This is a genomic window from Streptomyces sp. NPDC026394 (assembly GCF_055567735.1).
The window spans coordinates 39496-65450 of sequence record NZ_JBVHPX010000024.1 but is presented as its reverse complement, the minus strand read 5'-3'; the positions used below and the strand labels follow the sequence as shown (position 1 = coordinate 65450).

Annotated in this window: 28 protein-coding genes; 18 read left to right on the top strand and 10 right to left on the bottom strand. The window is 72.5% G+C overall.

The genetic code is table 11. The features are described 5' to 3' along the window. Positions 1–122 precede the first annotated feature (122 nt). The gene (locus ACZ4QV_RS35580; protein ID WP_361589681.1) at positions 123–1112 is read left to right on the top strand and encodes an endonuclease/exonuclease/phosphatase family protein; all 990 of its coding nucleotides are present in this window, start codon (positions 123–125) and stop codon (positions 1110–1112) included. On the opposite strand, the gene ACZ4QV_RS35575 is transcribed toward ACZ4QV_RS35580, so the two are convergent. Beyond that, a complete protein-coding gene (locus ACZ4QV_RS35575; RefSeq protein WP_361158373.1) occupies positions 1061–1357 on the bottom strand; it encodes a DUF2277 domain-containing protein in 297 nt (98 codons plus the stop codon). The two genes, ACZ4QV_RS35580 and ACZ4QV_RS35575, sit on opposite strands and share 52 nt — an antisense overlap. Before the next feature lie 119 nt (positions 1358–1476). Between ACZ4QV_RS35575 and ACZ4QV_RS35570 the strand changes: the two genes are divergently transcribed. Then, a complete protein-coding gene (locus tag ACZ4QV_RS35570) occupies positions 1477–2034 on the top strand; it encodes a pyridoxamine 5'-phosphate oxidase family protein (protein WP_361158376.1) in 558 nt (185 codons plus the stop codon). Between the two features lie 27 nt (positions 2035–2061). On the opposite strand, the gene ACZ4QV_RS35565 is transcribed toward ACZ4QV_RS35570, so the two are convergent. The 3 genes from ACZ4QV_RS35565 to ACZ4QV_RS35555 all read right to left on the bottom strand — a co-directional run bounded on the left by ACZ4QV_RS35565 (position 2062) and on the right by ACZ4QV_RS35555 (position 4162). Continuing rightward, the gene (locus tag ACZ4QV_RS35565) at positions 2062–2742 is read right to left on the bottom strand and encodes an alpha-ketoglutarate-dependent dioxygenase AlkB family protein (RefSeq protein ID WP_361589809.1); all 681 of its coding nucleotides are present in this window, start codon (positions 2740–2742) and stop codon (positions 2062–2064) included. Between the two features lie 183 nt (positions 2743–2925). Beyond that, positions 2926–3849: a GNAT family N-acetyltransferase gene (locus ACZ4QV_RS35560; RefSeq protein WP_361589686.1), complete on the bottom strand. Its 924-nt coding sequence runs from the start codon at positions 3847–3849 to the stop codon at positions 2926–2928. A 124-nt stretch (positions 3850–3973) separates the two neighbouring features. Then, positions 3974–4162, bottom strand: coding sequence for a hypothetical protein (locus tag ACZ4QV_RS35555; protein ID WP_359294810.1), 189 nt, complete (start codon positions 4160–4162; stop codon positions 3974–3976). A 490-nt stretch (positions 4163–4652) separates the two neighbouring features. Here ACZ4QV_RS35555 and ACZ4QV_RS35550 point away from each other — a divergent pair, with 490 nt between their 5' ends. From ACZ4QV_RS35550 to ACZ4QV_RS35530, 5 genes are all read left to right on the top strand, one after another. Continuing rightward, positions 4653–4859 carry a hypothetical protein gene (locus ACZ4QV_RS35550; protein ID WP_361158382.1) on the top strand — a complete coding sequence of 69 codons (207 nt, stop codon included), beginning with the start codon at positions 4653–4655 and terminating at the stop codon, positions 4857–4859. 167 nt (positions 4860–5026) lie between these two features. Further along, positions 5027–5278 (top strand): hypothetical protein, encoded by a 252-nt coding sequence (locus ACZ4QV_RS35545; RefSeq protein WP_361158385.1) that lies wholly within the window; start codon positions 5027–5029, stop codon positions 5276–5278. A 264-nt stretch (positions 5279–5542) separates the two neighbouring features. Then, positions 5543–6046, top strand: a complete 504-nt coding sequence (locus tag ACZ4QV_RS35540; protein WP_361158388.1) for a hypothetical protein — start codon at positions 5543–5545, stop codon at positions 6044–6046. 122 nt (positions 6047–6168) lie between these two features. Continuing rightward, complete coding sequence (locus ACZ4QV_RS35535; RefSeq protein WP_467763995.1) at positions 6169–7344, top strand: VanZ family protein; 1176 nt, start codon at positions 6169–6171, stop codon at positions 7342–7344. 89 nt (positions 7345–7433) lie between these two features. Then, positions 7434–8306 (top strand): alpha/beta hydrolase, encoded by an 873-nt coding sequence (locus ACZ4QV_RS35530; protein WP_361589694.1) that lies wholly within the window; start codon positions 7434–7436, stop codon positions 8304–8306. A gap of 175 nt (positions 8307–8481) precedes the next feature. Here the strand turns inward: ACZ4QV_RS35530 and ACZ4QV_RS35525 are convergent, their stop codons facing one another. Beyond that, positions 8482–9369, bottom strand: a complete 888-nt coding sequence (locus ACZ4QV_RS35525) for an undecaprenyl-diphosphate phosphatase (protein ID WP_361158397.1) — start codon at positions 9367–9369, stop codon at positions 8482–8484. A 183-nt stretch (positions 9370–9552) separates the two neighbouring features. Next, complete coding sequence (locus tag ACZ4QV_RS35520; RefSeq protein ID WP_361158400.1) at positions 9553–10254, bottom strand: TVP38/TMEM64 family protein; 702 nt, start codon at positions 10252–10254, stop codon at positions 9553–9555. Between the two features lie 215 nt (positions 10255–10469). On the opposite strand from ACZ4QV_RS35520, the gene ACZ4QV_RS35515 reads away from it, so the two are divergent. From ACZ4QV_RS35515 to ACZ4QV_RS35500, 4 genes are all read left to right on the top strand, one after another. Further along, positions 10470–10688, top strand: a complete 219-nt coding sequence (locus ACZ4QV_RS35515) for a hypothetical protein (protein ID WP_467763994.1) — start codon at positions 10470–10472, stop codon at positions 10686–10688. 123 nt (positions 10689–10811) lie between these two features. After that, positions 10812–11987, top strand: coding sequence for an elongation factor Tu (tuf, locus tag ACZ4QV_RS35510; protein WP_361618497.1), 1176 nt, complete (start codon positions 10812–10814; stop codon positions 11985–11987). A gap of 217 nt (positions 11988–12204) precedes the next feature. Further along, entirely contained in the window at positions 12205–13047 is an 843-nt protein-coding gene (locus ACZ4QV_RS35505) for a patatin-like phospholipase family protein (RefSeq protein WP_361158409.1), read from the top strand. 493 nt (positions 13048–13540) lie between these two features. Further along, on the top strand, positions 13541–14332 hold the full coding sequence (locus tag ACZ4QV_RS35500; protein WP_361158568.1) for a spermidine synthase: 792 nt from the start codon (positions 13541–13543) through the stop codon (positions 14330–14332). 22 nt (positions 14333–14354) lie between these two features. On the opposite strand, the gene ACZ4QV_RS35495 is transcribed toward ACZ4QV_RS35500, so the two are convergent. Next, a complete protein-coding gene (locus ACZ4QV_RS35495; protein WP_361158412.1) occupies positions 14355–15752 on the bottom strand; it encodes an MFS transporter in 1398 nt (465 codons plus the stop codon). Between the two features lie 173 nt (positions 15753–15925). On the opposite strand from ACZ4QV_RS35495, the gene ACZ4QV_RS35490 reads away from it, so the two are divergent. Together ACZ4QV_RS35490 and ACZ4QV_RS35485 are read left to right on the top strand one after the other, a co-directional pair. Continuing rightward, complete coding sequence (locus ACZ4QV_RS35490) at positions 15926–16390, top strand: DUF4442 domain-containing protein (protein ID WP_361158415.1); 465 nt, start codon at positions 15926–15928, stop codon at positions 16388–16390. A 299-nt stretch (positions 16391–16689) separates the two neighbouring features. Next, a complete protein-coding gene (locus ACZ4QV_RS35485; protein WP_361589812.1) occupies positions 16690–17334 on the top strand; it encodes a DedA family protein in 645 nt (214 codons plus the stop codon). Between the two features lie 60 nt (positions 17335–17394). On the opposite strand, the gene ACZ4QV_RS35480 is transcribed toward ACZ4QV_RS35485, so the two are convergent. Next, on the bottom strand, positions 17395–19125 hold the full coding sequence (locus tag ACZ4QV_RS35480; RefSeq protein WP_467763993.1) for a LuxR family transcriptional regulator: 1731 nt from the start codon (positions 19123–19125) through the stop codon (positions 17395–17397). Positions 19126–19449: 324 nt separating this feature from the next. Between ACZ4QV_RS35480 and ACZ4QV_RS35475 the strand changes: the two genes are divergently transcribed. From ACZ4QV_RS35475 to ACZ4QV_RS35460, 4 genes are all read left to right on the top strand, one after another. Beyond that, positions 19450–20475, top strand: coding sequence for an alpha/beta hydrolase (locus ACZ4QV_RS35475; RefSeq protein ID WP_361158422.1), 1026 nt, complete (start codon positions 19450–19452; stop codon positions 20473–20475). A gap of 417 nt (positions 20476–20892) precedes the next feature. Continuing rightward, complete coding sequence (locus tag ACZ4QV_RS35470) at positions 20893–21426, top strand: gamma carbonic anhydrase family protein (protein WP_467763992.1); 534 nt, start codon at positions 20893–20895, stop codon at positions 21424–21426. A gap of 53 nt (positions 21427–21479) precedes the next feature. Beyond that, positions 21480–22442 (top strand): non-homologous end-joining DNA ligase, encoded by a 963-nt coding sequence (gene ligD, locus ACZ4QV_RS35465; RefSeq protein ID WP_467763991.1) that lies wholly within the window; start codon positions 21480–21482, stop codon positions 22440–22442. A gap of 309 nt (positions 22443–22751) precedes the next feature. Then, positions 22752–23051, top strand: a complete 300-nt coding sequence (locus ACZ4QV_RS35460; protein ID WP_361589709.1) for a hypothetical protein — start codon at positions 22752–22754, stop codon at positions 23049–23051. 245 nt (positions 23052–23296) lie between these two features. On the opposite strand, the gene ACZ4QV_RS35455 is transcribed toward ACZ4QV_RS35460, so the two are convergent. Both ACZ4QV_RS35455 and ACZ4QV_RS35450 read right to left on the bottom strand, forming a co-directional pair. Next, positions 23297–23674, bottom strand: a complete 378-nt coding sequence (locus tag ACZ4QV_RS35455) for an STAS domain-containing protein (protein WP_361589712.1) — start codon at positions 23672–23674, stop codon at positions 23297–23299. Positions 23675–23854: 180 nt separating this feature from the next. Next, on the bottom strand, positions 23855–24934 hold the full coding sequence (locus ACZ4QV_RS35450) for a Ppx/GppA family phosphatase (RefSeq protein WP_361158439.1): 1080 nt from the start codon (positions 24932–24934) through the stop codon (positions 23855–23857). Positions 24935–25214: 280 nt separating this feature from the next. Between ACZ4QV_RS35450 and ACZ4QV_RS35445 the strand changes: the two genes are divergently transcribed. Then, entirely contained in the window at positions 25215–25952 is a 738-nt protein-coding gene (locus ACZ4QV_RS35445) for a GAF and ANTAR domain-containing protein (RefSeq protein WP_361158442.1), read from the top strand. Positions 25953–25955 lie beyond the last annotated feature (3 nt).

Genomic DNA, 25955 nt, shown 5'->3' with positions numbered 1-25955 from the left:
CGTTCCGAGTAGCGCGTTTCGACCCCCTCCCCCTCCTGTCCACTTCCGCATCACCCAGGTCTCCGAGACTCTTCAGTGACCCGGCCCGCAGACGTGGCGGGCCACCGGCCACTGGAGACGCGATGACGAGATCGACGGGCTGCTCCGCCGCGGTGCCGCAATTCCCGACGGACACGGCGTCGGAGCCCGCGGGCGCCGCTCGCGCCGCCGTGGAGCCCTTCAGCCGCCGTACGGCACTGCGCGCCGTCGCGGCGACCGCGGTCGGTACGCCGGCGCTGGCCTACGGAGGCGGCACCGCGCACGCCGCCCGAGGCGACCGGCGGCTGCGCGCCATGACGTTCAATCTCCGGTACGCCTCGGACCAGCGCCCCAACTCCTGGCCCGAACGCCGCCCCGTCATGCGGGACTTGCTGCACCGGGCCGCACCGCACCTGCTCGGTACGCAGGAGGGGCTCTACCACCAGCTGCAGGACATCGCGGAAGATCTCGGCGACGACTACGCCTGGCTGGGCACAGGCCGGGCAGGCGGCAGCCGCGACGAGTTCGCCACCCTCTTCTACGACACCCGCCGCCTGACCCCGGTCGAGTACGACCATTTCTGGCTCTCTGACACCCCGTACCTGATCGGTTCCGCGACATGGGGCAACACGGTCATCCGGATGGCGACCTGGGTGCGCTTCCGGGACCTGCGTACCGGCGGTGAGTTCTACGCCCTCAACACCCACCTCGACCACCTCAACCAGTACTCGCGCGAGCGCTCCGCCACCCTGATCACCGACCGGCTGCGCGCGCTGGACCCGGCGATTCCGCGCATCGTCACCGGCGACTTCAACGTCCCCGCCCACAACAATCCGGTGTACGACACGATGCTCCGCCGGGGCTCACTCGTGGACAGCTGGGACACGGCCGATTCGCGCAGCACCCTGTACGCCACCTACCACGGCTACCGGCCGCTGGTACGGGACGGCGAACGGATCGACTGGATCCTCACGTCACCGTCGATCCGGACCCACCGCGCCGTGATCGACACGTTCTCCGAGGACGGGCAGTTCCCCAGCGATCACTTGCCCGTGCGCGCGCTGCTGGAGTTGCCGGAGGCTTCCAGGACCTGACCGGAACCGCCACCATCGCTGCTGCTCCCGCTGCCGCTGCGCCCCCGTATCTGAAGCCCGGCCAGCAGGTCGTGTGTCGCGGCCGTCACCGCGTCCACGGCCTGCTCGAACACCTCGCGGTTGTGCGCGGCCGGGGCGCGGAACCCGGAGACCTTGCGGACATACTGGAGGGCCGCGGCCCGTATGTCGTCCTCGGTCACATCGGGCGTGGCTGGGGGCCTGAGCGTCTTGATGCTGCGGCACATGTGTCCAGTGTGCCTCCCCGCCCCGGCCGTGGCAGCCGATTCACCGCACTCAATCAAACATGCGCTCGAAATGATGTCCCGCCGCCCTCGTCCCTTCCCTCCTCTGCTGGAATGCCGACATGAACGATCAGGATCACGCGCGGCCCGTCGTCCCTACCGCCGGTACCGAGCGCTCAGAGGACCTCACCCCGGCCGTCCGCGGCCGCCTGGCCGCCGAGCGGATCGTCTGGCTGTGCACGCTCCGCCCGAACGGTTCGCCACACGTCACGCCGGTCTGGTTCGTCTTCGTACGCGGCACGTGGTGGATCGGCGCGGAACGCGCTTCGGTGAAGCTGCGCAACATCGAGAACGACCCGCGGGTCTCGCTGGCCCTGGAGGGCGGCGAGGCCCCGGTCGTGGCGGAGGGGCGGGCCCGGATATGGCACGTGCCGCCAGGCGCTGCGGCCTCTCCGGACGCCGCGCCGGCTCCCGACGCCGCCGTGCCGTCCGATGCCGCGGCGCCGTCCAATGCCACTGTGCCGTCCGGTGCCGCGGTGCCCTCCGACGTCGTCGCCGCCTTCCTCGCGAAGTACGACTGGAACGTGATCGCCACGCCCCAGTCGGCGTCGAGCCGGTCCGGCCGGGTGCTCTTCGAGGTGCCGGTCGACCGCTGGCTGCTGGCCGGCACGGCCCAGTAGCGACCGAGGGGCCCGGTGGAGGACGCCCTACTCCGACTCCAGGCCGGTGACCCGGAGCGTGATGTTGAGGCGCCCGCTCGCCAGCCCCGTCGTGGGGCCGCCGGTCCCCGGACGTACCTTCGTCACCCCGTGGTAGGCGAACCGCGACGGTCCGCCGAAGACGAACAGATCGCCGGAGGCCAGCTCGACGTCGGTGTAGGGGCGGCCGCGGGACTCGGGGTTCCCGAAGCGGAAGACGCAGGTGTCGCCGATGCTGAGCGAGACGACCGGGGCGCCGGACCGCTCGTCCTTGTCCTGGTGCATTCCCATCGTGGCCCGGCCGTCGTAGAAGTTGATCAGGGCGGTGTCCGGCGTGTAGCCGTCCCCGGCGGCCGTGTCCTCGTACGCGTCGACCAGCGCCGCCCGCCCCAGCTCCACCAGCCAGTCCGGGAACGCGGCGACGCGGGCGCCGTTGACGTCGTCGGCGGTGCGCCGGTACGTGTACGGCTGCCAGTGCCAGCCCAGGCACACCGTCTGTACGGACATCACGCCGCCGCGCGGCAGCCGGGTGTGCCGGAGCGGAACCGGCCCCCGCGCCCAGTCGCGGCAGGCGGCGACCAGCTCCCGCTGCCGCTCCAGGGACAGCCAGCCGGGCACGTGCACCGCACCCGGCGCGGGCCGGGACCGTACTCGCTCCGAACCGCCGAAGCCGGGCAAGGGCACGTCCACAACAACCTCACTCACGGTCCCGGTCCCGGTCCGGCCCTGGCCCTGGTGCTGGCCCCGGACCCGGCCCGGGCCTCTGTCTGGCCTTGGTCCCGGTCCCGATGCCGTTCCCGGTGGGCGCACGGGCGTCAGAGCACGCGCCCCTCCGCTCCTTCACGCCCCATTTTCCCTCACCTGCGCTATCGGCTACTCCGCGGGCTCCACGCTTTCCACAACTTCCAGGGTTTCCGGGGCCTCCGCAGGCTCCGCGATCAGTGCGGTGGCGATCCGCCGGAAACCGAGCCGCTCGTAGATCCGTGCCACGTCGTCGTTGTTCGCCGACAGGAACACCGTACGGACGCCCCGCTCACGGGCGTCGGCCACCAGCGCGGCGGTCACCGCGAGGCCCAGGCCACGGCGACGGGCGCTGGGAAGTGTCCCCACGCCGACGATCTCACTGACCGCGCCGACCGGCTGATGCTGGCCGGCAGACAGGGCGACCCCGTCCTCCTCCGCCACCGCCACCGCGGTGTACCCGTCCCGTATGCGCTCCGCCACGGCTTCCACGGCCCGGTCCTCGACGAGCAGCCTGGCCGCCTCCGCCAGCTCGCGAGGGCCCGCAGGGCCCACCTGGGTGTCGCGCTGTCCGAAGGCGACGTACGGTACGGCGACGGCGTACGGCAGTGCCGGGTCACCGTCCTCGATCACCCGGACGCACACCGCCTCTCCGGCCCCGCCCGACCCTCCGCCCTCCGCTGCCCGCCTCCGGCTCAGGTCCAGGGCGAGCAGCGGGTGCTCGTGCACCACCAGCCCCGATTCCTCCACCGCGGCGCGCAGGTGCGGCGAGTTCTCGGCCACCCACTCGAAGGTCTCCGGCACGCCCAGCTCCCGCTGCCGGTCCCGGACCCGCTCCACTTCGGCGGTGCTCACCGCGTCCCCCGTCCGCCCGAGTGCGGGCCGCGCGTAGTACGGCCAGCCCCGGCCGTCGCGTACGAAGAGGGTCAGTGCCCCGAAGTCCTCAGCGTGGGCGCCACTGCGCGGAACGGCGTCGTAGTACTCCTCGATCCGGCCGAGCAACTGCTCCAGCAGCAGGTCGGCGTGGCGGTTCTCGTCCATCTCGGCAGCGTTCACGCCCGCATCCAAGCAGCGGTACGCCCCGCACCGCCAACGGTTTCCGACCACACGCCGACGCGGCTCTGCGCCCCGCCGTACTCGGCCCTCGCCCGCGGCCCTCGTTCTCGCGGTCGCCGTCGGCTCAGACGGCGGCCTCGGCGACAGCCCCGCGGGCCGCGAGCGTCCATATCTCCAGCAGCCGCGCATACTCCGCACGGTCCTCAGCCGTCCACGACCGGCCGCGGCGGGCACGCACGAACCGCCGGATCGCCTCGTTCGCGTCGGCCGCGGCAACGGGCGCGCCCGTGCAGGGGGGAGGAGTTGGGGACATGCCGTACATGCTAGGGGCGGCCACTGACAACGTCCCCTCCCCGAAGTACCTCCGCCCGCCGCATCACTGCGCCGGCACCGGCACGTGCACCGTACGCAGGCGGCTGACCTGCCCTGACCGTTACGTGCCCGGCGCGCGGGATTCGCCATATGTGTCCAGACCCACACCCTCTGCCCACGCTCTGTCCACGTCCCGCCACACTCATCCGCCGAACGGGTGACCCCAACAGCCCCCCACTCCCGCCCCTTTCCGGCACCCGCCGTAGCCCCCGACGGCCCCTGGCGCCCCTGCCGACCACCGGCACCCTTTCCGCAACCACCGGCACCCCGACCCACCCGCCCCTCCGCACCCTCCTCTTCGCCTCCCTTCCCTCTTAGCCCAACCGGGTAAATCGGGAGAAAAGGCGCGTTTCTCCTTTCATATGACCGAACGCCGAGGGTTGAATCGAAGCGTCAGTCACTCTCAGCACGCCTCAAAGGAGGATGTTGGTATGCGTTCTGTCATGCGTCCGCTTTTCGTCGGTCTCGCGGTGGTGGGCCTGTCCGCCGCCGGCGCCGTTGCGGCCCAGGCCCACGGTCACGACGACGACCTCGTCAACATCAGCAAGTACACCAACGCGCCGAGCCACGCCTCGCACAACTGGGGCAGCGGCAACTGGAACTCGGCGGCCCGATTCGGGGACCTGGAGCAGGACTGATTGCCCCAGCGCCTTGATGGCGGGCACATCCGGCATCCCACCGGGTGTGCCTGCCGGCACGCGGAAGGTCCGGGCGAGGCGCCTCTCCCGCCTCGCCCGCCGATCCGTGTCCGTCCGTGCCGGTCTGTACCCGTCCGTGCCCGTCCGATCCCGAGGACGCCGGTGCCATGGCGCATGACGACGAATCCCCCGAGCAGCAGATCGTGCTGTTGCAAGCGCGGTTGCAGCACGCGCAGTCCGAGGTCGTACAACTCGCCCGCAGGCGCGACGAGCTCGAATCCGCGCTGAAGTACGTGCTCGACAAGGCGGGCGGCGCGGTGACCGTCACCCGGCAGGACCGTGACCGCCTGCGCGCCGTCGCCCGCGTGCATATGCGGTACGAACCCTCCGACGGCAGCTGGCACTACGAACTGCGCTGAACCGGCCCCGGCGACGGCCCCCACGACCCCCGCCTCGGCGCTCCGCCACCGCTCCCTGTGGCGGCGCCCCCGACCGCCTCCAGCGTCGGCACCCGTGCCAGTACGGGTGATGCCCGTACCCGTACCGGCGCCGGCGGTACCGATAGCGTCTCCGGCCCTCCCGCAGACGCCAGTTCACGCATTCCCCCGCCCCGTCTCCTTTCAACGGCTCCGGAATGGGTATCACACAGAAAACCCACCCCACTGTGTGCCTCGGAGCCGCGGATGCAACATGCCCTGCCCATGCCCGGAGACATAGGTCTCACCCGAATCAGCGGCAATGTGGGCCGCTTGATCCGTATCGGCCAGTGGCTGAACGGAAACGGATTCGGGGATTACCAGCACGCCTTCCTCGTACTGCCCGGCGAAATGCTGATCGAAGCCGAACCCGGCGGCGCGACCATCCGTTCCCTGTCGGCCTACGACGGCGTGGACGTCCTGTACGTGTACCCGGAAGGGCTCACCGACGCCCGGCGCGACGCGATATGCGCCGCGGGCCGCGGTTACGAGGGTGTCCCGTACAGCTTCCTCGACTTCCTGGCCATCGCCGTGCACCGGCTGCGCCTGCCCTTCCCGGGGCTTCGGCGCTACGTCGCCGCCACCGGCCACATGATCTGCTCCCAACTCGTCGACCAGAGTTACCAGGACGCCGGAGTCCGTCTCTTCGACGACGGCCGCTGGCCCGGCTATGTGACCCCCATGGCCTTGTACCAACGCCTGGCTCGATGATCCCTCGCCGCACCACCGAAAGCGTCGACCGGTAACGTCACTCCGCGTCCGTCCCCCACCGATTCCGGTGCGGGCTCATGGGGTGATGTTCCGTCACCCCGTCTCGACGAAAGACGTCATCGGTGATTGAAGCATCGGTCGGTGCGGTGCCCGGCCTCGTTCCGGCATTCGTCATAACCGCCTTCTTACTGGCCGTGCCGGTCGGCCTCATCAGCACGTTACGCGGCCGTTCCGCCGTTCTGCCGGTGTTGTTGACCACGGCACTGGTCGGCATACTCACCGTGACTTTGATGCCGAGCTCTCTCGAAAGCGAAGCGCCCGGCACATGCGATCAAGGGCTGCCCGGCGCTTCCTCCCTGGCCTCCGAATCAGCCCAGTTGAACGTCCTGCTGTTCGTCCCGCTGTGCTTTCTTGCCGTTCTCCTCTTCCGGTGCCCGGTACTCGTACTCGCCGGGACAGTGATATTGACCAGCGGGATAGAACTCGCCCAAGGGCAGTTGCCCCTGGGGCGCGCGTGCAGTTACGACGACATCAAGGCGAATGCCCTGGGCGGCATCATCGGCCTCACGCTGGGCTGTCTCTGTCTCTGCCTCTTCCCACGCGACGGCCGACGCCGCTCACCCTTCAACCGGCGGGACACGCTGTGGGGCCTCGGCGCGGTCGTCGCGAGCGCCTGCGCCGCCGCGACGGTGTTCCCCGCCACCCTCACCATCGAGGACTTCGAGGCGACGATCTACCGTTCGAGAGCCCAACTCGGCGCTGAGCTCGGCAACCCCGAGGCCATGCGGGAGTGGTTCGCCGGCACCGTCACCGAACTGCTGGGAGAACAGACCAACACCGAAATGGAGGTGCGCAAACCGCGGAACGGACAGCAGCGCTGGTTCCTGCGTGCCGAGGCCGACCGCGGAATCGTCGTGGCCACGTGGCCGGACCGCAGGCTCGTAGAACTCAGCGCAGTCAGTCACCAGCGCGAAGCAGGCGATCCCTCCCCGTCCCTCCCTCTCCTCGACGCGGAGCTGCGAAAGTCGGCGGAACGATTCGCCCGCACCTGGTTCCCCACGGAAACAGCCGGCGCCGACGCCCGGTTCCAGCGCGTGAGGAACGATCCGGACGCTCGCCTGCTCAGCTACCGCCATTACGACCACGGCGTCATGACGCCGATGCGTCTCGACATCGTCGTATCGACGACCGGCCGCATAACGGGCCTGACCTCCAAAGCCCTCCCAGGGGCACAGCCCGCCCCCGAACCGACCGGCGGCCTCGCTCCGCCCCGCCCCGGCCTACTTAGGCTACCCTAACCTCTCCGCGTGCCCATGCGACGGGAGATGAACCGCCCATGCCCTCAACCAGCAACAGCGCACCACACATTCAGGGCCACACGGAATGGGTGCCCACACGCGACGGCCGCAAGCTGCACGCCTTGGTACTACCAGGCCCACACGAATCCGGACTCGGCGCCGCCTCCCTCCCCACCGTCGTCTTCGAAGCGGGCGCCGCCGCGACCCGCTCCTCCTGGGCCCTGGTGCAGCCCGCCGTGGGCACCTGGACGCGGGCCATCGTCTATGACCGTGCCGGCCTCGGCCGCAGCCCCGCCGACCCGACCTCCCGCACGATGCGCCGCATGGCGGACGACCTGACGGACCTGCTCGACCATTTCGGCCCCGGCCCGTACGTACTCGTCGGCCACAGCGCGGGCGGCCCGCTGGTACGCCTCGCCGCAGCCGATCGCCTGGACCGGATTCGCGGCCTGGTGCTCGTGGACCCGTCCGACGAGGGCGCGGACATACTCTTCAGCCCACTCTTCCGAAGAGCGGAGCGCGCTGCCATCGCGGTCAACCTCCTGCTGGCCCGGCTGCGACTCCTCGGCGTCGTCTACCGTTCGGCGGCCGCACCACTGCCCGAGGAAGCGCGCCTCGACATGAAACGGGACGGGTTCTCCGTAGGTCTGGTCAAGACCCACCGCGCCCAGGCCCGCACCTTCCTCGACGAACTCGCCACGTTCCGCAACACCCCACCCGCACTGGGCGACGTCCCCATCACCCTCATCTCCGGAGCACTCCCCGGCAACGGCATGAACCAGTCCACCCGCCACGCCGCCAACGCCTCGCACGCCGCCTCCGCAGCCAAGTCCCCCCACGGCAAACACGTGATAGCCCTCAACTCAGGCCACTACGTCCCCCTCACCGACCCAGCCCTCATAGCCGAAGAAATCCGCCTTCTCGCCACATCACCGCCGCCCGAAAAGCCCGGCGACGCCTGACCCGCCTGGAGCTCGCGTGGGGAGGAGGCAGCCCCGCGCGTGCGGGGACCACCGTTCGTGGCCAGGAGCTTTGTCAGTCGGGGCGGTGGTTTGTCCTTACTTCCAGGAACTCCGGCAGAAGCGCCTCGCGTTCACGCATCGTGCAGCCCCTCCGTTCTCGGGGCGCACCCCTCACTCACCCCGCCGATTCCCCCGCATGCGGGCTCAGCACACCCGCGCCGACCAGCGCGAACAGGGCGATGCCCAGCAGGATGCGGTAGATGACGAACGGCATGAAGCTCTTCGTCGTGATGAACTTCATGAACCATGCGATGACGGCGTAGCCGACGACGAAGGCGATGACCGTGGCGAAGATGGTCGGGCCCCAGGAGACGTGGCTCGCGGTGGCTTCGCTGCCGAAGGCGTCCTTGAGTTCGTAGACGCCGGAGGCCAGTACGGCGGGGATGGCGAGGAGGAAGGAGTAGCGGGCCGCGGCTTCGCGTGTGTAGCCCATCAGCAGGCCGCCGCTGATGGTGGCGCCGGAGCGGGAGACTCCCGGGATCAGGGCCATGGCCTGGCAGACGCCGTAGATCAGGCCGTCCTTGACGTTCAGGTCGGTGAGGGTCTTGCGCTGTTTGACGGCGCGGTGACGGCCGCCGGACTCGTCGCGTGCGGCCAGGCGGTCCGCGATGCCCAGGACGACGCCCATGACGATGAGGGTCGTCGCGATCAGGCGCAGGTCGCGGAAGGGGCCCTCGATGGCGTCCTTGAGGGTGATGCCCAGGACGCCGATCGGGATGGAGCCGACGATGACCAGCCACCCCATCTGGGCGTCGTGGTCGTGTCGCAGGTCGCGGTTGACGAGGGAGCGCGCCCAGGTCGAGACGATCCGCACGATGTCCTTGCGGAAGTAGATCAGTACGGCGGCCTCGGTGCCGATCTGCGTGATCGCGGTGAAGGCGGCGCCGGGGTCGTGCCAGCCCGCGAACGCCGCGGTCAGCCGCAGGTGTGCGCTGGAGGAGATGGGCAGGAACTCGGTCAACCCTTGGACCAGGCCGAGGATGAAGGATTCAAACCAATGCATCGAAGCTACGCTATCCAGAGGGTGATCAAGCGCTTACCCAGCAGAGACCCGGGTCAGGCGACACGAGGGCGGAAGGGACGGGAATGCGTGCGTGCGGTCGGCGGGATCGGTGACCGGTCGAGGGGCAGCGTAGCGCCCGAAAGTGTCCGAGTGCTCAAAGGGCTCTTTCCGGACGCCTGCGGGTCAACGCCCCCGGAGTGACGCGCGCTTGCGCCACGCTACGAGCACCGCGGCCAGACCGGAGACCGCGATGAAGGCCGTGGAGATCAGGAAGGCGGGCGAGGTGGGCGTCGCGGCCTGGGCGCCGGCGATGACGTACGCGGCCGTGTTCGGCACACTGCCGAGCGTGGTGGCCAGCAGGAACGCGCCCCAACCCATGCGGGAGACCGCCGCGCAGTAATTGGTGGCGCAGAACGGCAGGCCGGGGAAGAGCCGGATCGCCAGCATGGAGCGGAACCCGTGTTCGCTGAGCTGCCGGTCGGCGGCGGCCAGCCAGCGGGCCCGCAGAAAGGGCCGCAGTGCGTCCTGGCCCAGCAGCCGGCCGAGGGCAAAGGCCAGGCCCGCGCCGAGGACCGTACCGGCCAGGGCCGACAGGAAGCCGGACAGGCTGCCGAAGATGGCGCCGGCCGCCAGGTTCAGGACCGGCCGGGGGACGAAGGCGGTGGTGCACACCCCGTACGCGAGGCCGAAGATCACTACGGCGCTGCCGCCGGCCCACTCGGGCGGCCAGCCGTGCGCCAGCAGCCGCTGCGGCTGCCAGACGATCATCGCGGCCGCGGCGCCGGCGAGCAGGACGAGGAGTACGGCGAGGCGGGCCCAGGGGGAGAAGAGCACACGCGTGCAGCGCGCGGCGAGGCCGTCGGGCGTTGCGGCGGGTTCGAGCATCCCGGGAGCGTAACCGACAAGCGTGGCGAGGAGGTGTATTCGCGATCGCTGTGGGGTGAAGTGGGGGGGGAGTGAGGAAGGGGAGAGGGGGAGGTAGGGGGTGGGGGTGGTGAGGTGGATGAGGGAGGAGAGGGAGAAGGTGGAGGGGATGAAGGCGGATGTGGGGCGGTGATAAATCGTTCGACGTGGCGCGCCGCGCACGAGATCCTTGGCGCATGTTCCGGCAGCCGTACCTCGCGCTCACGTCCGCAGTCGCGGACGCGCCGAAGGCTGCCGTCGACTCGCTCGCGGCCCTGATCGCCGCGCTCAAGGCCGAAGCCGCCGTCGACACCGTCGCGGCAGGCACCACCGTCGACACCGTCGCGGCAGGCACCACCGCAGCCGCAGCCGCGGCAGGCACTGCCGCCCCCGTCTCCGGCGGCGCGCGAAGCTGACCCTCTCCGGATCGACCGGCGAACCCCGCAGGGGGAGGGTCGGTGGGGTTCAGGGGTTCCCACGGTGGCATGTCACGCCGACGCCGCCGTATTCACCGCATTGCTTCGCGAGGAAGAACAGCCATGCCCAAGACGGCATACGTGCGGACCAAGCCGCACCTGAACATCGGCACCATGGGCCACGTCGACCACGGCAAGACCACCCTGACCGCCGCGATCACCAAGGTGCTCAGCGAGCGGGGCAGTGGCACCTTCGTGCCCTTCGACCGGATCGACCGGGCCCCGGAGGAGGCCGCGCGCGGCATCACCATCAACATCTCGCACGTCGAGTACGAGACGGACACCCGGCACTACGCCCACGTCGACATGCCGGGCCACGCCGACTTCATCAAGAACATGGTCACCGGCGCGGCACAGCTCGACGGCGCGATCCTCGTCGTCTCGGCGCTCGACGGGATCATGCCGCAGACCGCCGAACACGTCCTGCTCGCCAAGCAGGTCGGCGTCCGGTACGTCGTCGTCGCGCTGAACAAGGCGGACGCGGGCGACCCCGAGCTGACCGACCTGGTGGAGCTGGAGGTCCGCGAGCTGCTGACGGTGCACGGTTACGACGGGGACCACGTACCCGTCGTACGGGTCTCGGGGCTGCGCGCCCTGGAGGGCGACCCGCGCTGGAGCCAGGCCATCGAGGCGCTGCTCGACGCGGTGGACACGTACGTGCCGACGCCGGAGCGGTACCTCGACGCGCCGTTCCTGCTGCCGGTGGAGAACGTCCTGACCATCACCGGCCGCGGCACGGTCGTCACCGGCGCCGTCGAGCGCGGCACGGTACGCGTCGGTGACCGGGTGGCGGTACTGGGCGCCGACGCGGAGACGACCGTCACCGGCGTGGAGACCTTCGGGAAACCGATGGAGTCGGCGCAGGCCGGTGACAACGTCGCGCTGCTGCTGCGCGGCCTGCACCGGGACGAGGTGCGCAGGGGGCACGTCGTCGCGGCGCCGGACAGCGTGACGCCACGACGGCGTTTCACCGCCGAGGTGTACGTCCTGTCCACGGAGGAGGGCGGCCGCCGCACACCGCTGTCCACGGGCTACCGCCCGCAGTTCTACATCCGTACGGCGGACGTGGTCGGCGACATCGACCTCGGCGAGCGCGGTACCGCCCGGCCCGGCGAGACGGTGACGATGACCGTCGAGCTGGGGCGCGACATCCCGCTGGAGCCCGGGCTGGGATTCGCCGTCCGCGAGGGCGGCAGGACGGTGGCGGCGGGGACGGTCCGTACGGTCGCCGAGGTCTAGCCGGAACCGTCTGGGCCGGGGCTGGCCGGGGTTGGCCGGGCCGGGCCGTAGGTGGGTGTGGTGCGGGTGCGGTAGGAGTACTGCGCCCGCACCACACTCGAACCGCGCCTGCTCCGCACCCGCCGGTGCGCCGGGTCCCGGAACGGTGCGGCTGCCACACTGCCGTACGAAGCCGCTGTACCGCGGCGACCGGGACGCGACCGGAGAGGGGACCGCGATGACGGGCACGGCGTTGGTACTGGGCGGCGGGGGCTACACCGGCATCGGATGGGAGATCGGCATGCTCGCCGGGTTCGCCGAGGCCGGCGTGGACCTCGCGACGGCCGATGTGGTCATCGGGACCTCGGCCGGTTCGATCGTGGGCGCCCAGCTCACGTCGGGCCGGCTGGCACCGGACGAACTCTTCACACGTCAGCTGGCCCCGGTCACGGGCGAGACCGCGGCGCGTATGGGGACGCGCGAACTGGCGCGGTTCGCGTACCTGGCGCTGCGCTCGCGCGACGCCGTGGACTTCGGCGCACGGATGGGGCGCCTCGCGCTGGGCTCCCGCGCGGCCGCGGGCCCCAGCCGTCGCGACGCCGTCGCCCGGCGCCTGGTCAGCCACGACTGGCCGGCGCGTCGGCTGATGGTCACCGCGGTGGACGCGACGACCGGGCAGCGGACGGCCTTCGACGACACGAGCGGGGCGGACCTGGTCGACGCGGTCAGCGCGAGCTGCGCCGTGCCCGGTGTGTGGCCGCCGGTGCGGATCGGTGAGAAGTGGTGGATCGACGGCGGGGTGCACTCCAGCGCCAACGCGGACCTCGCCGCCGGATACGGCCGGGTCGTCGTCCTGGCGCCCGTGGCGGCCGGCGGCGGACCCATCGCCACCGCGCGGGCGCAGGGCGCGGCCCTGGCACGGCGGGGCGCACGGGTGTGCGTACTGGTGCCCGACCGCGCGGCCCGCGCCGCCTTCGGCCGCAACGTCCTGGACCCGGCGAAACGCGCCGCCGCGGCCCACGCCGGACGCCGCCAGGCAGCGGCACATCTGAAGGAGGTTGGTTCGGTGTGGGGGGAGTGACGGGGCGAGGAGGAGTGAGGAGGTGAGGGGGAGCGAGGGGGCGGGAGGGGGCGGGAGGTGCGGAGAAGGCTGTGGCGGCCGGTTCGAGGAGGGTCGTCGCGCGCCTTCGTACCGGCACAATGGGACGGTGGACGAAGCAGCCGAGCAGATATCGGGCACGCCGGTCGAGGGCGGGGCGGTCGAGCCGGTCCCCGGGGTGATCGTTCCCCGTACCCGTGCCCGTACCGGTCCTCCTGGCCTGGCGGCAGCAGCGGCGCAGGCCGTGGCGTCGGCGGCACCGGACGACCTGGCCGCACCGGCAGGTCCGCCTCCGCCGACCGCTTCCCAGGCCGTGCCGGAGACCGGCCCCGGCCCCGACCTCGATTCCGCCCCCGCCCCCGCCTCCGGCTCCGGCCCCGGCCCTGACTCCGATCCCGATCCCAGTCCCGATCCCGGTCCCGGCCCCGACCCCATTCCCGTCACCCGCGCCGTCGACTGCGGCACCGCCAAGCTGATGCCGGACGTGGACCGGCCGCGTGCCTGGCTGCTGACCGTGGACGGTGCCCCGCAGTCGTATGTCGACCTCGACGCGCCGACCGACCTGGAATTCGAGTACGCGCGCCGGCTCGCGGCCGTACTGGACGCGGCCGCCGACCCGGCCGAGCCGCTCGACGTACTGCACCTGGGCGGCGGGGCGCTGACCCTGCCGCGCTATCTCGCCGCGACCCGCCCCGGCTCCCGCCAGGACGTCGTCGAGGCCGACCGCGGGCTGCTCGCGCTGGTCGCCGAACAACTGCCGCTGCCTCCGGACTGCGGGATCACGGTACGGGCCGAGGACGCCCGTACGGCACTGGAAGCGGCGCCCGGGCACAGTGCGGACGTGATCGTGGCGGACGTCTTCGGCGGCTCGCGGGTGCCCGCGCACCTGGCCTCGGTCGAGTACGCGCGTGCTGCCGCCCGCGTGCTGCGTCCGGACGGGATCTACGCGGCGAACCTCGCCGACAGCGCGCCCTTCGACTTCCTGCGGTCTCAGTTGGCGAACCACGCGTCCGTCTTCGGCCACCTCTGTGTGATCGCGGAACCGGCCGTGCTGCGTGGCCGCCGCTTCGGCAACATCGTGCTGGCCGCGTCCCGCGTCGAGCTGCCGCTCACGCAGGTGGCCCGGCGCGCGGCCGCCGACGTGTTCCCCGCGCGGGTCGAGCACGGCGCCGCGCTACGGCGGCTGATCGGCGACGCCGTGCCCGTGCACGATGCCCAGGCCGTGCCGTCGCCCCGCCCGCCGGACGGAGCCTTCAGCATCGGCTGAGCCCACCGGGCCTGAGGCGACCCTAGGGAGCGGACGCGCCGGACCCGCTCCCAGCAGCCGACGCACCCGCAACCCCCGCATCACGCGCATCACCCGCAACACCGACCGGCGCCACCGGCCCGCCCCCCTCAGCCCCCGCGGCCGATGCCCCGGAGAGCCCTGGGGCCGCGGCGGGGCGGCGCGTGAGGCGACGGACGTCCGGCACGCACAGCACCGCCGCCGTCAGCAGCGCGATCAGCGCGGAGCAGCCCCACAGTGCGGCGGTCCGCCCGATGAGGTCCTGTACGGGCCCGGCCAGCGCGGTGGCCACCGGAGTGATCGCCAGTGAGCCGAACCAGTCGTACGACGAGACCCGGGAGAACTTCTCCTCCGGTATCTCCTGGTGCAGCGCCACCATCCACATCACGCCGAACACTTCGAGCGCGATGCCGGTGCCGAACATCACCAGGAGGAGGGCGGTCACCGGCACCGGCACGGCGAGCGCGGCCGAGGGGAGGGCGAGCGGGAAGACGCACAGGATGCCGGTGAGCAGGATGCGGCGGGGCTTGAGCCGCATCATGAGCAGCGCGCCGCCGACCGTGCCCGCGCCGAAGGCGGCCAGCGCCAGGCCCCACGGCCGGGGGCCGCCCAGGTGTTCCTCGGCGACCATCGGCCCGTACACCGCCTCGGCCGCCACCACGACGGCGTTGACGACCGCGAACTGACCGACCACGGCCCACAGCCAGGGCCGGGAGACCACCTCGCGCCAGCCGTCGCGGAGGTCCTTGAGAAGTCCGGCCGTGGGGGCGCGCCCGGGGATGTGGTGGACGTCGAGGAAGGCGCGCAGCGCGCCCGCGACGGCGAAGGCGGCGGCGTCGACGGCCAGCACCCAGCCGGGCCCGACGGCGGCGACCAGGGCGCCGCCGAGTGCGGCGCCGCCGATGTTCGCGCCGTTCATGCTCATCCGGAAGAAGGCGAAGGCCCGGCTCGCGTGCTCGCCGGAGACGCTGGAGAGGACCATCCCCTCGGAGGCCGGCGCGAAGAACGCCTGGCCGGTGCCGCCGAGGGCGGCCAGCACCGCCATCTGCCACAGACGCGCCTCGCCGGTCAGGACCAGGACGGCGAAGAGGCCCTGGGAGACGCAGTTGAGCGCGTTCGCGGCGACCATGACGCGGTGGCGCGGCAGCCGGTCGGCGACCGCGCCACCGATCAGCAGGAAGACGACGAGCGGAATCGTTCGGGCGGTGGCCACCAGGCCGACGTCGGTGGCCGAACCGCCCGTGCCGAGCACCGCGAACGCCGCCGCGATCAGCGAACCGGCGCTGCCGAGGTTGGCGACCACGGCGGCGGTGGTCAGCAGGGTGTAGTTGCGTCCCGCCCAGGCGGGGCGGCGGAAACGGCGGCGAGTGCCGTCGCGGCCGTCCGTACGAGAGGTCAGCACGGCCGCTCCCGGGTCCGCCGCGGGACCGCGTGCCGCGCGGGATTCGGGTTCTGCTCGCCTCCGGGCGGCTGCTGACCTGGCCACATGAGCCACCACGATAAGCGTCCCGGGTGGTGGGGCGGAACGCCGGGCGGGGCTTCCCCCAGCAAGCTACTCGTAGGTAACATGCCGCCATGTCCTCCGAGACCAAGCCGTCGATCGGCGAAATGATGGCGGCCACCGTGCCGATGGCCCGTACGCTCCACCTGGAGTTCACCGAGACCAGCCCCGAGCGGGCCGTGGTCCGGCTGCCCGACCAGGCGGATTACCACAACCACGTCGGCGGCCCGCACGCCGGCGCGATGTTCACACTCGCCGAGTCGGCCAGCGGCGCGATCGTGCTCGCGGCCTTCGGCGACCAGCTCTCCCGGGCCGTACCGCTCGCCGTGCGGGCCGAGATCGGCTACAAGAAGCTCGCCATGGGCCCGGTCACCGCCACCGCCGAGCTCGGCCGGCCGGTCGCCGAGATCGTCGCCCGGCTGGACGCGGGGGAGCGGCCCGAGTTCCCGGTGAACGTCGCCATCACCAGGGAGGACGGCGCGGTCACCGGCGAGATGACCATCGTCTGGACACTGCGTCCGAACGCTCCCGCCGCGTAGGGCTTCCACAACTTCCTCCGGACCCGAGGCAACTCCATGCCCCCGAGGCGCGTCTCGTACGGAGAAATGGCCCGGTCACCGGCCCGCCGACCGATGCGTCACCCCCGGCCCGTCGCGCACCCCGCGACGGGCCGGGGCCACGACGCCGGACAGCGGGGCGGCCCCAAGAGATCGAGTAGGCTTCCCGGGCGCGCCGTGGCGCGCGGACGCGGGGAGAATCGCGATCATCGACGGCGTCGTCGGACGCCGGGCGGCGGCCCACGGGGGCCCTACACCTAGTGGAGGATGCGGCGTTGCAGATGGAGTGGCTGGAGACGGTACCGGCCGTGAGCGTGTACCTCCTGGTGGGGTTGGTCATCGGCCTGGAGAGCCTCGGCATTCCGCTGCCCGGTGAGATCGTCCTGGTGAGCTCGGCGCTCCTGGCCGCGACGACGGACCACATCGATCCGCTGGTGCTGGGCGCCTGCGCGTCCGCCGGCGCGATCATCGGGGATTCCATCGGCTATCTGATCGGCCGCAAGGGCGGACAGCCGCTGGTCAACTGGGCCGGGCGGAAGTTCCCGAAGCACTTCGGGCCCGACCAGGTGGCGATGGCCGAGGAGAAGTTCGACAAGTGGGGCATGTGGGCGGTCTTCTTCGGCCGCTTCATCGCCCTGCTGCGTATCTTCGCCGGTCCGCTCTCGGGTGTGCTGAAGATGCCGTACTGGAAATTCCTCATCGCCAACGTGCTCGGCGGCGTCGTCTGGGCCGGTGGCACGACCGCGCTGATCTACTACGTCGGTGTCGTCGCCGAGTCCTGGCTCAAGCGGTTCTCCTGGGTGGGCCTGGTGGCCGCGGTGCTGTTCGGCGTCGGTTCGTTCGTCGTGATGAAACGGCGCGCGGCGAAGGCGGCGGCCCGGCGCGAGGTGGCCGCGGCCCAGCCGGCCGACGCGATGGCGGAGTGACGGGTGGAGAGCCCGGTGGAACGGCCGGTGGCGTGACGGGCGGATGTCCCGTCGGACGCGTCAGGTGAGACGGAGCCCGCGGCGGGTCCCTGGGAAGGGGCCGCTGCGGGCTCCGTCGTGTGCGGCAGGGGGCATGGCGGTGCCGCGGCCAGTGGTGGTCGCGCCCTTCACGGCAGCGGGTGCCAGGGCGGGCGCGGGTGCGGGCGCGGGCGCGTTCGTCGGCTCCGGTGCGGCCAGAGTGATGGCGAGCAGAACCTGGCTGTGGGCCGGCCCGGGCCCGTACCAGGCGTCCTGATACGTGTGCTCGGCTGCCCGCCGTAGGCACGCGGCGGCGGTACGGGGGTCCGCGCGACGGAGCGCGAGGAGGCCGCGGGCGTGTGCGACGCGGGCCAGCGTGTCCGGGTCGGCGTGCCGGGCGGCCGCCCGGCCGGCCCGGTCGAGCAGCGACTCGGCGGTGCGGTGGGCGTGGTCCTGCGCGGCGAGCCAGCCCGCCAGCCACAGGGCCCGGGCCCGTACGGCGGTGTCGTCCCGGGAGTGCCGCAGCAGCCGGGCCAGGTGGGCGCGCCCCTCGCCCCGACGGCCGCAGTCGGCCCACCGGAACCACAGGGAGACGGCGGTGTCCAGCGCGGTGAGGGCGTCCGCCGCGTCCTGCGGGGGCAGGGTCAGCGCCGCGCGCAGATGGTGCCGCTCGGTCTCCGCCAGGTGGACGGCCACCCGGCGGTCGGAGCCCTGCCAGGCGATCTGCGCCTCGGCGGCGAGCGCCGCGCAGGCCGTCCGGAAGGCGCGCAGCGTCGCGGCCTCCTCGCCCGCCGTCCGGAGATGCGCGAGGCCCACGGCGCGGGCGGCGGCGGGCAGGCGGTAGCGGGGCGGACGCGGTGGCCGGGCCGGGGTGGGGGTGTCGGTGGGTTCGAGGCCGGGGGGACGGGGGCTCGGGGCGGCGTCCGGTGCCTGCCGTACCAGGGCCAGTACGGAAGCCCTGAGCAGGCGGCCGAGCGCCGCCTCGACCTCGTGCGCAGAAACGTCACTGCGACCGGCCACGCACCCCGCCAGCCACCCGTCGAAGTCCCCGGGGAGGACGGACAGCCGCGCCCACACCAGCCGGTCCGCGGGGGAGCAGGCACCGAGCGCGGCAGCCGGGGCGCGGACTGCCACGTCGTAGGGAGCGGACAGCGCACCGCCAGCCGATGCGCGGGGCATCTCGTACGCAGCAGTTGGCGCGGACAGCGTCGTCCTGCCGCCCCACCGCAAAGGAAGCGGCCGCACCGCGAGGACACGTTCCGCGCCGAGCCCCAGCGGCTGCCGCGCGGTGGCCACGATCCGCAGCCCGGCCGGTACGGCGGCCCCGGCTCCGGCCCACGGCCGGAGAACCGCCCCCGCTCCCGTCCCCGCCCGCAGCAACTGCCGCACCAGCCACGCACACGCGCCGGCCATCGGGTCGCAGTCGTCCAGCAGGACGGTCAGGCCCCGCCGGGCGCAGTGGGCGGCCAGCGTCTGCGGCGGAGTGTCGTACGGCAGGCCCGCCGCCCGGTTGAGGGCCGCGGCGACGCCCGAAGCGTCCACGTCCTCCCGGCAGCCGACCCGCACGAAGCCGCCGCCAAGGAGGCCGCCGGCGCGGCCGTCGCCCCGCGTGGCCTCTTCCAGGACGGCGCGGGCGAGTGTGCTCTTGCCCACGTTCGCGGGGCCGGTCACGGTCACCAGCGGCGTACGGGCGAGCAGCCCGCGCAGTGCGCTGCGCTCCGCCGCGCGCCCCGAGATCCCGGGCGGCGGCGGGTCCTCGGCCCCTGCGCTCATCGGTCACCCCGTCCGTGGCACCGTCTCGTGCCGCCCCGTCGCCAGTCGGAAAAACACGATGCCCAGAGCCGGTGCGCGAATCAACCACAACCCGGCATACCGATCGAGGGAACCTGAACCCGCCTGTTCGACATCCATACCCCTGGAGACGCACGACGGAGTGCGCGACCGTGCCGCCGTCGTACGGCGGGCGGCCGGACCGGCACCCCTGGGGGAGCCGCGGACGGCCGGCCGGCTGATCTTATTCTGGTGTCTTTCGCCTGAAGCGGTGGAGGTGGAAACCGCTGCCCCCGCCCGACACGAGTCTGCAAGGAGTTCGTCCCGATGAAGCGCCTGCGTACCAGTACCGCGGCCGTCGCCGCGGTGAGCCTGTTGGCGATGGGGCTCGCGGCCGGCTGCGGCAGCAAGGACCGGGACGAGGTCGACGCCTCCCACGTGCCGCAGCTGCGGCAGCAGGCGCGCGAGGCGAGCAGCGGGACCGCCAAGGTCGTCCAGCCCACCGGGCCGCGTTCGCACTTCGTGACGCAGCGCACCACGGGTGACGACGGGACGAAGATAGTCAAGACCCGGTGGCACGGGGAGAAATCCGGATTCACCGGCGACATATGGTCCTGGGTGCCGCCGCAGTACGACCAGCCCCAGTACGCCAAGAGCGGCTTCCCGGTCCTGATAGCGCTGCCCGGTTCGTACGGATACCCGAACAACTACTGGATCGGCGGTGACTTCAAGCTGGAGGAGAAGATCGCCGAATGGTCGCAGTCCGGCAAGACGCTGCCGTTCATCCTGGTGATGCCGGTCCTGAACCCGAAGAAGAAGTACCACGACGGCAGTGACATACCCGGGCAGCCGAAGATGGGCACCTGGCTGACCGAGGACGTCCCGGCCTTCGCCCGCGCCAACTACCGCACGTACGACAGCCGTGACGGATGGGCGTTCATGGGTTCCTCCTCGGGCGGCTTCGCGGGCCTGAAGGCCGTGCTGAAGCACCCGAAGAAGTTCAAGGCGGTCATCGCGAACGGCCCCGACACCGTGCCGGACTCGCCGATGTGGAACGGTCACCCCGCCGAGAAGCGCGCCAACGACCCGCGCTGGCTGGCCGAGCAGCTCAAGGCCCGGGGCGGCCCGGACGTCTACCTCGCCTTCGAACTGGGCTCGAAGGAGGAGGCGGTGCCGTACGTGGAGAAGTTCATCCGGGAGCACACCGGCGGCCCCATCCACCACACACTGTTCGAGATCCCCGACGGCAGGCACAGCGGGCACACGTACATCCAGCGGATGCCGGAGTCGCTGCACTGGATCAGCGAGCAGATGCTCGGGCCTGTCCCGATGGAGACGCGGCCGAAGTCCTGAACCGCGCGGAGGGCCAGACGGGCGCAGGACGTGGGTGTCTGTAGCCCAGGTCGCCGAGTCGGCGGCCCGTGCCGTCTCAGCTCGGTGAGCGGGGGCGGGCGGTGGTGTGCAGCCAGGGCCGTGCCAGTCGGCGAAGGGATAGCGACCCTGGACGGTTTCCAGTCCGGGCCTGTTGTCTGTGGTGGGCCGCAGCGGGGCGGTCCGGATGCTCGGGCATGGCTCGCCTCCTGACGTCGGGAGGGCGGAGCCAGCCGAGGCCCGGGAACGGCCGCTTCCTGCGAAACCACCACCGGGACTCGGATGTCCCGCCCCACGATCCGCAGTCCCGCCCGCGCTGCCCGCGGCCCCGTCGCCTACTGTGCCCCCGGGCGCGAGTCCGAACGGCAACGGTACGGTCCGGTGACGAGGAGTACGGGTATGGAGCAGCGAGCACTGATCGCGGGCGTGGGCGGCAAGGCGCCGTCGGTCGATCCGGCGGCCTTCACGGCGCCGACCTCCGTCGTGGTCGGTGATGTCACGCTCGGGCCCGGTGCCGGGGTCTGGTATCACGCGGTGCTGCGCGCCGACTGCGGCCCGATCGTGCTGGGCGCGGACAGCAACATCCAGGACAACTGCACCGTGCACGTCGACCCGGGCTACCCCGTGACGGTCGGTGAGCGGGTCTCGGTCGGGCACAACGCCGTGCTGCACGGCTGCACGGTCGAGGACGACGTACTGATCGGTATGGGCGCCACCGTCCTCAACGGCGCGCACATCGGCGCCGGGTCGCTGGTCGCGGCGCAGGCGCTGGTGCCGCAGGGGATGTGGGTGCCGCCGGGGTCGCTGGTCGCCGGGGTGCCCGCCAAGGTCAGGCGTGAGCTGACGGAGGAGGAGCGGGACAACATCCGGCTCAACGCCACGATGTACGTCGAGCTGGCGAAGAGCCACGGGGTGGTGGCGGAGGGCCGGTAGCGGCCCCTCGCGTCCGGTGGCCGGGTGCGGGGCCGCCGCCGATCATCGGGGGCATGGATCCGTCCTCCGCACCGTCCGTCCTGCGGCCCATGCTGGCCACCCCCGGACCGTTGCCCGCTCCCGGGGAGGAGCGGGAGTGGGCGTTCGAGGCGAAGTGGGACGGGGCGCGGTGTCTGGCCGACGCGCCGGGTGACGGGACGTTGCGGCTGGTCACCCGGGCGGGCAACGACGCGACGGCGACCTACCCCGAGCTGGCGCCGCTCGGTGAACGGCTGCGGGACCGGCCCGCGGTCCTCGACGGCGAGGTGGTCGTCCTGGACGCCGACGGGCGGCCGGACTTCGGGCTGCTCCAGCGCCGGATGGGCGTCACGAACCGGCGCCGCGCGGCCGCGCTGGCCGGGGAGAACCCGGTCCACCTCGTCCTGTTCGACGTCCTGCGCCTCGACGGGCGGCCGCTGCTGGAGCTCCCGTACGTGGACCGCCGCGCCGTCCTGTCCGGGCTCGGGCTCGACGGCGGGCCGCACTGGTCGGTCCCCTCGTACGTGACGGGCCACGCACAGGCGACCTGGGAGGCGACGCTGGACGCCGGCTTCGAGGGGATCGTCGCCAAACGGCTGACGTCCCGCTACGCGCCCGGCGTCCGGTCGTCCGAGTGGCGCAAGACGAAGCACCTGGTGACCCTTGACGTGGTCATCGGCGGCTGGACGGAGGGCCGCGGCGGCCTCGCCGGGCTGCCCGGCGCCGTACTGGCGGGGGTGGACGAGCCGGACGGGCTGCGGTACGTCGGTTCCGTGGGCTCGGGGCTCTCCGGCCGCGAACGCCGGGAACTGGCCGGGTACCTGGAGGTCGTACGGCGGGACACCTCACCCTTCAGGAACGCGGTCGACGTGCCGGGCGCCCACTGGGCGGAACCACGGCTCGTCGCCGAGGTCACCTTTTCCGGCTGGACCTCGGCCGACCGGCTCCGGCAGCCGACCTGGCACCGGCTGCGCCCCGATCTCACCCGGCTGGACTGACGGGGGCCGGAGAGGGGCTGGTCGGGGCTGGTCAGCGGTGCACTCGGCACGGCACGGGAAGCACCGCCGCGCAAGTCGTCGAACGGGCTTCCGGTCGGGTCGGGAGCGGGGCGGCGACCGGGCGCACCGCGCCGGCCTGCTGCTTTCCCGCTCGGCGGACTCCGGGCGCGGCGGGCGGAAAAGGTGCAGCGCACGGGACCGGTGGAGTGGTCCGTCCTGCCCGGTGGTTTGCCGTGTCGCCGTGGGGTGACCCGACAGACGACGTGAAGCTCCAGCCAGCGTGTACGACCGGCAAGGAAGGGAGCGGCCATGCCCTTGCTCGCCGCCCTCTGGCCTCTGGCGATGCTCGGACTCGTGATTGCCCTGGGCCGGTACGAAGACGCCCTGCTCCGCCCCCGTCGGCCGCACCGGCCGCCCCCGGCCGAGCCGTCGGACGCGGCCGCCCGCGGTCGGCAGTACCGCAGGCCGGGCCCGTACGGCCGGGCCGCCTCCATCGACCGTTACCGGCACTCCTCGCCGCTGACCAGGCTGCCCGCCCACCCGCTGGTCCTCCGGACCGGCGCGCCCCAGCGGCTTCCCCGGCGCCACGGGCACCGGCCGTCCTCCTGACTGACCTCTCTCGACGAGCGGGTTGACCGGGAGGGTCCCGGCGGGTGGCGGGGAGCGGCGCCGGCGGCTGTGGTCTCAACCGGCCCGGCGCCTGCCTTCCGGCGGCCGCTTGCGGAAGGCTGGGGGACGGGTAACTCACCGCACCAGTCGGTAAACACCCCTTTTGAGTGATGGTTCGCGTGACGGTGGGGACGAGGGGGCCCGTACTGCCCCGCAGGGGTGAGGGCGGGCACGTCGCGCGGGGGCTACGCCGCGGCGAGAGCGTCCGCCAGTGAGCTGTGCAGCGGGATGGTGCGGTGCACCCCGGTCAGCCGGAACGCCTTGCGGACCATGGGGCGGTCCGCGGCCACGCTCAGCGTCACACCGCGCTCCCGCGCGGTCCGCTGGCAGCGCAGCAGGGTCTGTAGTCCGGCCACGGTGATGATGGGGGCGCGCAGATCGATGACGACCCCGTTGGCCTGGGGTTCGCGCAGCAGGCCCTGGAGGCCGGCGTCGACCTGGCCGGTGTTGGCTATGTCGATGATCTCGGGAACCTCGATCACGAGGCGGTCGGCGATGCGGTAGTTCGACAAGTACATGATGACTCCGGCACGGGGCGCGGAACGCCCGGTGTGGTTCGGCATGGATGGTTCGGAGCGGTCCAGGAGCGGTTGGGGTGCGGTCACGGGAGCGGTTGGAGCGGTTCCGGAAGCGGGGGAGGGCGGATCCGGAAGTGGCAAGGCCGGTGCCGGTCCCCGAGCGGAGCCCGGCTTCGCGGGCGGGGCGCTCACGGCCGTGGCACCGGCCCGTACGTACGGATGCGGTCAGTCGGCCGGCGCCCGGCCGAGCGGCAGACGGCGCGGCACGCGCGGCGAGGTCCCGCTGCCGGTCGACGGCCCGGTCAACAGGCCGGTCGACCGGCTGGGCAGCGGTCCGGACCCGGCGCCCTCCTGCCGCGGCACCGGGCTCGGCCACCAGTCCTGACCGCCCTGCTCCAGATGGCGCAGCAGTACGCCCTCGCGCAGTGCCCACGGGCAGATGACGACCCGGTCGATCCCCATGCTCTTCATCGCCTGGTGGGCGACGACGGCCCCGGCCGGCGCCTGGCGGCAGCGGGCGGCGGAGATGCCCGGCAGCTCCGCCCGCTCGGCCGCGGTCCGCTGGGAGAGCCGCCGCACCGCCTCCCTCAGGTCGGTACGGGCCAGCCCGCGCGTGACGAACGGGCCGTCGCGGCCGGGCGCGGCCCCGCACAACCGGGCCAGTTGCTGGAACATCCGGGACGTGGCCACCACGGTGTGCGGCTCCTCCCAGCGCACCCGGGCCGCCACGTCCTTGAGCGTGGCACGTACGTACCGGCGCAGCTCCCGCAGCCCCTCGCGGCCGGGTCTGCCCTTGCCCGGCAGGAACTCGCGGGTCAGCCGTCCCGCCCCCAGGGGCAGGGAGAACGCGAAGTCCGGGAGGGCGCCGCGGCCGAAAGCGACCTCCAGCGAACCCCCGCCGATGTCCAGCAGCGCCATCGGACCGGCCTGCAGCCCGACCCAGCGCCGCGCCGCCCGGAACGTCAACTCCGCCTCCACCTCGCCCGGGAGCACCGCCAGCCGCATCCCGCTCGCGGCACGCACCGTCTCCAGCACCTCGTCGCGGTTCGCGGCGTCCCGGACCACCGCCGTGGCGTAGGCGAACAGCCGGTCGCAGCGCCACCGGCCCGCGTGCTCCCGGGCCTGTGCCACCGCCTCCGCCAGCCGCTGTGCCGCCTTCGGGGGCACCGTTCCGTCCACGGTCACCTGCTCGGCCAGACGGACCGGGCTCTTCAGGGAGTGCGCGGGCAACGGCACGCCGCCGACGACCTCGCTGATGAGCAGATGTACGGAGTTCGACCCGGCGTCGAGGACGGCTAAGCGCATGTCTGTGCGGGTACCCCTTCCGGCCTGTTTTAGCGCCCTGGTACCAGCCAGGCCGGGGCGTTCGCACCGGAGGGACGTGCCATGGGCCGGAGGCGGATGTTCCGGGGCGCGGGGGCCGCACCCCGGCGCGGGGTGCGGCCCCCCCGCCCCGGTGCACGCCTGCACTCCTGCCAGGAGCTTGTACGGCCGGTTCCGGGATACCCGGGGGCACATCCGGGGCGGCCCTTTCGCCCCAAGAGCGACAGGCCGCCGGAGCGGCCTGTCGAAGGGAGTGCCTGCCATGTCAGCGTCCGACCGGGAAGAATCGCTGATCACCGCCTTGCTGGAACTGGCCGACCCGGCCACGGGGCAGGACGCGGCCGGGTCCGTGGAGCGGCTCGCCGAGTACTGCGTACGGCTCCCGGGGGTGCAGGCGGGCGGTGTGCTGGTGGCGTGCGACCGGCAGCCCGCGCTGACGGTGGGTTTCGGTGACGCGGGCGTGCGACTGGAACGCGTCGAGGCCGCGCTCGACGAGGGGCCTTGCCGGGACGCCTGGCGTACGGGGCGGAGGCTCACCGACGTACCGCTGAGCCACCCGGACTACCGGGCCCGCTGGCCGCGCTTCACCACCCAGGCGCTGGACGAGGGATTCAGCGCGGCCACCGCCCTGCCGGTGCGCTACCGGAGCCGGCGGCTGGGTTCCCTCAATTTCTTCCACCAGCACCGGGCGCTGGCGCGCAGGGAGGTCACGACGGGGCAGGCGCTGGCCGACGCGGTGGCCATCGGGCTGGCGTACCGCGGGGACCTGCGCGACCTCAGGGTCCGGGCCGGGCAGCTCCAGACCGCCCTGGACAGCAGGGTGATCATCGAACAGGCCAAGGGCGCGCTCGCCGAGCGCCAGGGCCGTACCCCCGAGGACGCGTTCCAGGTGATGCGCAGCTACGCCCGCTCCCACCAGCGCAAGCTGACCGAGGTCGCCCGGCAGGTCATCGGCGGACCGGCCGAATCCGGCCCGTTCGCCCGGCCCTCGCCCCGCTGACCG